Annotated in this window: 6 protein-coding genes and 1 pseudogene; 2 read left to right on the plus strand and 5 right to left on the minus strand. The window is 68.8% G+C overall.

Translation table 11 applies throughout. The features are described 5' to 3' along the window. Nucleotides 1-24: 24 nt before the first annotated feature. The 5 genes from HLH28_RS07440 to HLH28_RS07460 all read right to left on the minus strand — a co-directional run bounded on the left by HLH28_RS07440 (nt 25) and on the right by HLH28_RS07460 (nt 6,496). The gene (locus tag HLH28_RS07440) at nt 25-1,527 is read right to left on the minus strand and encodes an ATP-binding protein (protein ID WP_182956836.1); all 1,503 of its coding nucleotides are present in this window, start codon (nt 1,525-1,527) and stop codon (nt 25-27) included. Continuing rightward, nucleotides 1,524-2,768, minus strand: coding sequence for a TIGR03862 family flavoprotein (locus tag HLH28_RS07445; RefSeq protein ID WP_182956840.1), 1,245 nt, complete (start codon nt 2,766-2,768; stop codon nt 1,524-1,526). The genes HLH28_RS07440 and HLH28_RS07445 overlap by 4 nt, the downstream gene beginning before the upstream one ends. Nucleotides 2,769-2,807: 39 nt before the next feature. After that, nucleotides 2,808-4,166, minus strand: coding sequence for an amidohydrolase family protein (locus HLH28_RS07450; RefSeq protein WP_246395783.1), 1,359 nt, complete (start codon nt 4,164-4,166; stop codon nt 2,808-2,810). Between the two features lie 132 nt (nt 4,167-4,298). Next, nucleotides 4,299-5,162, minus strand: coding sequence for a serine O-acetyltransferase (cysE, locus tag HLH28_RS07455; RefSeq protein WP_182956846.1), 864 nt, complete (start codon nt 5,160-5,162; stop codon nt 4,299-4,301). 86 nt (nt 5,163-5,248) lie between these two features. Beyond that, nucleotides 5,249-6,496, minus strand: coding sequence for a UbiH/UbiF/VisC/COQ6 family ubiquinone biosynthesis hydroxylase (locus tag HLH28_RS07460; RefSeq protein WP_246395785.1), 1,248 nt, complete (start codon nt 6,494-6,496; stop codon nt 5,249-5,251). 253 nt (nt 6,497-6,749) lie between these two features. Between HLH28_RS07460 and glnK the strand changes: the two genes are divergently transcribed. Next, the gene (glnK, locus tag HLH28_RS07465) at nt 6,750-7,088 is read left to right on the plus strand and encodes a P-II family nitrogen regulator (RefSeq protein ID WP_012226274.1); all 339 of its coding nucleotides are present in this window, start codon (nt 6,750-6,752) and stop codon (nt 7,086-7,088) included. A gap of 74 nt (nt 7,089-7,162) precedes the next feature. Further along, nucleotides 7,163-7,440 (plus strand): annotated as a pseudogene (locus HLH28_RS07470) (ammonium transporter); the annotation flags it as partial.

Raw genomic sequence — 7,440 nt, forward strand, 5'->3', positions numbered from 1 at the left:
AGTACGCGCGTCCCACGCGTGATGTTACGATAAGTTCTGGCCCGCACCATTCGGATCCGCCGGGGCCGTTTCCCAGCCCAGGCCGATGACGGCGGCGCTGCGCCGCCCCAGACCGTCGGTCCGCAGGACGATGACGTTCTGCTCTTCCAGATACGTCAGTTGCCGCCGCGCCCGGCCGAGGGAATGGGTACCGTAGGCGCGCGCGATGGTGGCGTCGGAGGGACAGGGCGCGCCTTCCATCGCCGCGCGGGCGATCAGCAGGAAGATCCCGCGCATGTCGTCGGGCAATGGGGTCGCGATCCGCTCGGCCTGCTGCCAGGCCTCGCCCTCGGCGGTTTCGGCATCGATTCCGGCGCGCGCGGTCGCCAGCGCCCGACGGAACTGCGGCATGTCCATCGCCTGCCGCCCCATGCCCTCGATCCGGCAGCGGACCAGGAAATCCTGGTACAACACATGCACTGGTCGGAAGCCGGCATCCTCGTCGCGCAGAATGTCGGTCAGGATGGCGGCAAAGCGCCGGCGCTGCTCCGCCCGATCGGCCTGGGTCTGCGGCGGCGGTTCCTCGGCTTCCACCTCCGCCGCCGAGGCGGCATGGGCGGCAAGCTGCGCCAGGATGTCCGGCGGGGGCGGTGCGGGCGTCCGGGCCGGTCGGGCGATCAGCTCGCGTTCCGGCACCGGGGTCAGGATCAGTTCGCGCATTTCCTCGGGCGGCGGCGCCGGTTCGAACGGCATCAGGGTCGGGCCGGCCGAACGGCTTTCGGTCTCCACCGCGCCAATCCGCACCGCCACCGGGCGCCGGCATATCGCGGGACCCAGCGCCACGAAGAACCCGCGTTGCAGGTCGCGGAAGCTCTCGGCCTGTCGGCGCTCCATGCCCAGCAGGTCGGCCGCGCGGGCCATGTCGATATCGAGGAACGTGCGCCCCATCAGAAAATTCGACGCCTCGGCGGCCACGTTCTTGGCCAGCTTGGCCAGGCGCTGCGTGGCGATGACCCCGGCCAGGCCGCGCTTGCGTCCCCGGCACATCAGATTGGTCATCGCGCCCAGCGACGCACGCCGTGCCTCGTCCGACACCTCGCCGGCGGCGACGGGGGCGAAAAGCTGGGCTTCGTCCACCACCACCAAGACCGGATACCAGTGGGCGCGCGCTACCTCGAACATGCCACCCAGGAAAGCCGCCGCGCGGCGCATCTGCACCTCGGCATCCGCGCCTTCCAGGTTCAGCACGACGGACGCGCGATGCACGCGCATCCGCTCGCCCGCTGCCTGCAATTCGGCCTCGGTATGCACCGCGCCGTCGATCACCAGATGACCATATTTCTCGGCCAGGCTGACGAAATCGCCCTCGGGGTCGATGATGGCCTGCTGGACCAGGGTGGCCGACTGCTCCAGCAGGCGGCGCAGCAGATGCGACTTGCCCGATCCGGAATTGCCCTGCACCAGCAGGCGCGTGGACAGCAATTCCGCCAGATCCATCACGGCGGGGCCGCCGCCCCGCACTTCCCCAATCGTGATCGCAACCGTCATGGGGTGGACGGATACCGTTCCTTGGCCCCTTCCTGCAACCAGTCCAGTACGCCGGCCGCCGCCGCGCGGCCGGTGGCGAAGCAGGCCTGAAGCAGGTAACCCCCGGTGGGGGCTTCCCAATCCAGCATCTCGCCCGCCACGAAGACGCCCGGCGCGGCCCGCAGCATGTAGCGGGCATCGACATCCGCCTGCCTGACACCGCCCGCCACCGAAATCGCGCGATCCAGCGAATCGGGCGCGCGCAGCGTCACCGGCACGGCCTTGACCAACCGGGCCAGTCCCGCCGCATCGCGCGGGGGCACCATGTCCGCACCTTCGCGCAGGATCGCCACCGCCACCGGTGACAGGCGCAGGGCCTTGCGCAGCGTGTTCGACAGGCTCTCCCGCCCCCGGACGCGGTCCAGGCGGGCCTGGACCGCGTCATGCGACATGTCGGGGCGCAGATCCAGCAGGATCCGTGCCTGCCCCTGAAGGGCGATCCTGTCCCGCAGGGCGGCGGACAGGGCATAGATCGCCCCGCCTTCCAGCCCGGCGGCCGTTACCACGGCCTCGCCCCGCACGGGCGGACCGGGCGAGTCCTCCAGCGCCACGGCGATCCCCCGCAGCGGTTCGCCGGCGAAGCGTGTCCGCGTCGTCTCGCTCCAGGTCGTGGCGAACCCGCAATTGGCCGCCCGGAAGGGGGTGGCAACGACGCCGCGTTCGGCCAGGAGGCGCGTCCACTGTCCGTCCGATCCCAGCCGCGGCCAGCTTGCCCCACCCACGGCCAGCAGCACGGCATCGGCCGCCACGGCGCCCTCACCGTCCGGCCCGGTGAAGGTGACGCGGCCGGCCGCGTCCCAGCCGGTCCAGTCATGCCGGGTGCGGATATCCACCCCCAGGCCGGTCAGGCGCGCCACCCATGGCCGCAGCAGCGGCGACGCCTTCATCGCCCGGGGGAAGACGCGGCCGCTGCTACCGATGAAGCAGGGCTGCCCCAGATCCTCGGCCCACCGGCGCAGATCGTCCGGCGCGAAGGCGCGCAGGGCGGGCTCCAGCCACGACCGCGCCGCGCCATAGCGGGTGAGGAAGCGGTCGAGCGGTTCGGAATGGGTCAGGTTCAGGCCGCCCCGCCCGGCCATCAGGATCTTGCGCCCGACGGTCGGCATGCGTTCCAGCATCGTGACGGCGCAGCCCGCGCCGGCCAGTTCGCCGGCCGCGGCCAGTCCGGCAGGGCCTCCACCGATCACGAGGATATGCGGCATGTTGCTCCTGGTCCGCGACCGAGCGGCGACAGGCCGATCCTATCGTGCAACCAGCGGTCCGTCGGTTTGCACCCCGCGATGCCAGACCTGCTCGATCCTGTCGACGGCCGTGATGTCGTTCGCCGGATCGCCGGAGACGACAAGCAGGTCGGCCAGGCGGCCGGGCAGGATCACGCCACGATCGGACAATCGCATCAGGGCGGCCGCGTTGCTGGTCGCCACCGTCAGCGCCTGCATCGGCGTCAGCCCGGCCTCGACCATCAGCTTCAGTTCCCGATGTTCGGCGAAACCGGGAATACGCGTGGCCGAAGCACCCGAATCGGTTCCGAACCCGATCCGGACCCCGGCCCGGTACAAGGTCAGCAGATTATGTTCGTTGATTGCCAGCGCGGTCTTCGCCGCAGGGGTCAGCGGCGCCGCAAGCACCTTCGCCCGCCAGGCCGGATCGGCGAACTGCGCGCGCAATTCCGGGTTGAGGGCTGCTGACAGGAACGGGTCGTCCAGCCATTCGGGATGCTGCGCGAAGATGTAGTTCGCCTCGTCCAGGCTCAGGGTCGCGATATACCATGCGCCCTTCTGTTCCATCAGCATGATGAAATCGGTGTCGACCGGCTGGTCGCGCACGCCATGGGCAATGATATCGGCCCCGGCCTCGACCAGCGCCTTGGCATCCGACAGATCATGGATATGGGCGGCGACCCGCTTGCCGCGCGCATGGGCCTCGGCGATCACGGCGCGGTAGATCGCGGGATCCATCTTCGGGAAACCCTTTGCGCCGGGTACGCCGTTGCGGAACGTGTCCACCCAGACCTTCACCAGGTCGGTGCCCTCGTCGGCCATGCGATCGACGGCGGCACGGGCTTCGGCCTCGTTGGTGGGGCGATAGATCTGGTCGGGCCCCAGGTGGAACATGCTCTGCGGCGGCACGCCGTCGGGAACCCCGATGCCCTGGTCGACACCGAACAGGTCGGCGCCCGGATTCCGGCCGGCATGCTGTTCCTGCCGCAACTGGTCGAACAGCGGCGAATCGTTCAGGCCCAGCGACGTGACCGTCAGCACGCCGTACCGTTCGTACTGTTTCAGGGCCGCCAGGATGTTGTCGCGCGTATAATTCGACGCATCCGCCTTCGTGCCCTTGACCAGGCCGGTATGGCTGTGGTCCGAAATCAGGCCGGGCAGGACCGTCAGGCCGGTCAGATCGACCGTCTTCGTACCCTGGGGCACCGCGACAGTGCCGCTATGCCCCACGGCCGCGATATGCCCGTCCTGGATCAGGATCGCGCTGTCAGGCTGCGGCGCGGACCCCGTCCCGTCGATCAGCGTCGCATGATCCAGAAGAACCGGTGCCGCGGCCATGGCCGCGCCGGAATATATCCCCCCGCATACCGCCAGTGACATCACCCACGCGATACGATCCCCAGCTTTCATGCCGTGTTTTCCTTTTCAGCCGTTTCAGGACGCCTCCACCGCACTGTTTGGTCCAGTGCCGAGGATGTCCAGACCGGAAACGCCTGATAGCCGGATTCGGCTTCAGATCATGTAGTCGATCGGGGGCAGCATCTGGTCCATGGTGAAGGCCGGCAGCGAGGAATGGCGGGTGCCCACCGGCCGGGCCGGATTGCCGACGACAGTGGTGAAGGGGGGCACGGATTCCAGGACGATCGAGCCCGCGCCGACCTTCGCCCCCTCGCCCAGCTCGATATTCCCCAGGATCTTGGCGCCCGCGCCGATCAGGACGCCGCGCCGGACCTTGGGGTGGCGATCGCCGACATTCTTGCCGGTGCCCCCCAGCGTCACCCCCTGCAGCAGCGAGACGTCGTCCTCCAGCACCGATGTTTCACCGATCACGATCCCGGTGCCGTGGTCGAGCAGGATCCGCCGCCCCAGGCGCGCTGCCGGGTGGATGTCGACGGCGAACAGTTCGGACGCCCGGCTTTGCAGATGCAGCGCCAGATGACGGCGGCCGCTCTGCCACAGCCAATGCGCCACGCGATGGCTCTGCACCGCGTGATAGCCCTTGAAGAACAGGAACGGCGTCGCGTAGTTCGCGGTGGCAGGATCGCGCTCGCGGATCGCGACCAGGTCGGCGGCGGCGGCGGCCACGATCTCGGGGTCGGCCACGAAGACTTCGGTCACCAGTTCGGACAGGGCGTCGTCGGCCACCGACCGGTCGCCCAGCTTCCGCCCGATCAGCGCCGCCAGCGCATTGGCGAAGGTCGCATGGTTGCGGATGCCGGTCGCCAGCAAGCCGCGCACCAGCGGATCGCCGCATCCCTCGCATCCCTGTGCGAGTTCATCCCACAGACGCCGCTGGTCGACGGCCGACAGCGTGGGATCCGCGACGGGACGCCTCAGGCGGGAGTCCGGAAAGGAGATCGTGGACGTATCGGACATGACGGACCTGACGGTTGAACGGAACAGGCGATATGGGAACCCGTCCCCCTCTTGACCAGAGGGGCAGGCAACACCAGGGGGTGGGACTAAAGCCCCATCGCCTGGCGGACGAAGGCGCGACGCAGGGCCGGAAGGCGATGCACGCCTGCCAGGCCCAGGTCACGCGCCCGGCGCAGGATGGGATTATCGTTGCCGAACAGGCGTTCCAGCACGTCCGTCGCCGCCAGCATCAGCATGTTGGCCGGGCGGCAGCGCGCCTGATAGCGACGCAGCAGGGCATGCGCACCCGGATCCTCGCCCCGCGACCGCGCCGCGATCAGCAGGTCCGACAATGCGATGACGTCACGAAAGCCCAGGTTCAGCCCCTGGCCCGCGATCGGATGGATGCCGTGGGCGGCATCGCCCACCAGCGCCAGACGGGTGTCGACGTAACGCTGCGCGTACTGCGCCGACAACGGATAGATCCAGCGTTGCCCGACCGGCGTCACCCGTCCCAGCCAGTCCCCCATGCGGCGCTGGATTTCGTGGGCGAAGGCGTCGGGCGGCAGGGCGACCATGCGGCGCGCGACCTCCTCGCTTTCCGACCAGACGATGGCCGACAGGTCCGGATAATCGGCTGTCCCGGCCATCGGAAGCTGGGCGAACGGACCGGCCGGCAGGAAATGTTCCAGCGCGCGATTGCCGTGCGGCCGTTCATGGGAGACCGCGCAGACGATCCCGCATTGATGATACGGCAGCCGGGTAATTCCGATCCGCGCCTGGTCGCGCAGGGGGCTGCGCCGCCCTTCGGCCGCGACCGCCAGGCGCGCGCCGAACGCCTGCCCCGAACGGGTCCGCACGCGCACCCCCTGTTCGGTCCGGGTGATCGTGGCTTCGTCCGGGGCCAGGACGACGATGTTATCCGACGCATGCAGCGTCGCGTTCAGGGCCACCCGCAGGGCCCTGGCCTCGATCATCCAGCCGAACGGCTGATCCGCGTCCCCACGCCCGAATTCCAGGAACAGGGGGGACGGGGCCTCGCCCGGCCGGCCGTCGGAAACACGGATTTCCTCGATCGGGCAGGACGGCAGCGGCAGCCGCCCCCACACGCCCGCGGCGTCCAGCAGGTTGCGCGACCCCGCCGCGATGGCATAGGCGCGGCCGTCGAATCCGGGTTCCTCCATCGGCGGCAGGGCGGCGCGATCAACGATGGCGACGCGCAGCCCGCCCACGGCCAACCGGCAGGCCAGGGCGGCGCCGACCGGACCCGCGCCCACGATGCACACATCGACATCCCCGATCGTCCCGCCGCCGTTTCCCCCCGCGTCGACTCCGGTCGCCGGAAACGGCGTCATGCCTTCGGTCATGCCTGTGGTCCTGTGATGGGCCGTCCGGATATCGCCATCCGTCGGAGCCGTGATCCGTTCCGGAGCTACCGCCCATAAATCAGGCAGATGCCGCCGCTTTCGATGGCTGCAAGGCACACCAGTCGCGCCCCTGCGTCAAGTTCGGTCATGGATGGCACGGATTTTGTATTGCCGTTATAGAAGTTTGGATCATCATTCGGATCTGGAAACGGATCACCATGGAACAAGGAGGCATGGCGCGATGAAGCTTGTCACAGCCATCATCAAGCCCTTCAAGCTCGACGACGTTCGGGAATCGCTGACGCCGCTGGGCATTCAGGGCCTCACGGTATCGGAAGTGAAGGGTTTCGGCCGCCAGAAGGGCCAGACCGAAATCTATCGCGGCGCGGAATACCATGTCAGCTTCCTGCCGAAGGTGAAGATCGAGGTCGCGGTGTCCGACGACATCGTCGACCAGGTCGTCGACGTGATCCTGCAATCGGCGCATACGGGCAAGATCGGCGACGGCAAGATCTTCGTCTCCAGCCTCGACAGCGTCATCCGCATTCGTACGCGTGAAACCGGAGAAGACGCGCTGTGATCATCCCCCTTCCTCCGGCCCCCGGCCGCCGACTGTCGCGCCTGCTGCCCGGGCTGGCCGCGGCCCCGCTGCTGATGGCGGCGGCCCCGGCACTGGCGGCCGACCCGGCGCCGCCCGCCATCGATACCGGTGACACGGCCTGGATGCTGACCAGCACGGCGCTGGTGCTGATGATGACTATTCCGGGCCTGGCGCTGTTCTATGCCGGCATGGTGCGCAAGAAGAACGTGCTGGCGACGGTCATGCAGTCCTTCGCCATCTGCTGCATCATCACCGTGGTGTGGATGGTGGCGGGCTACAGCCTGGCGTTCTCCACGGGGTCGCCCTATCTGGGCGACCTGTCGAAGGCGAT

The organism is Gluconacetobacter tumulisoli (genome assembly GCF_014174155.1).
In the GTDB taxonomy this organism is placed as follows: Bacteria; Pseudomonadota; Alphaproteobacteria; order Acetobacterales; family Acetobacteraceae; genus Gluconacetobacter; species Gluconacetobacter tumulisoli.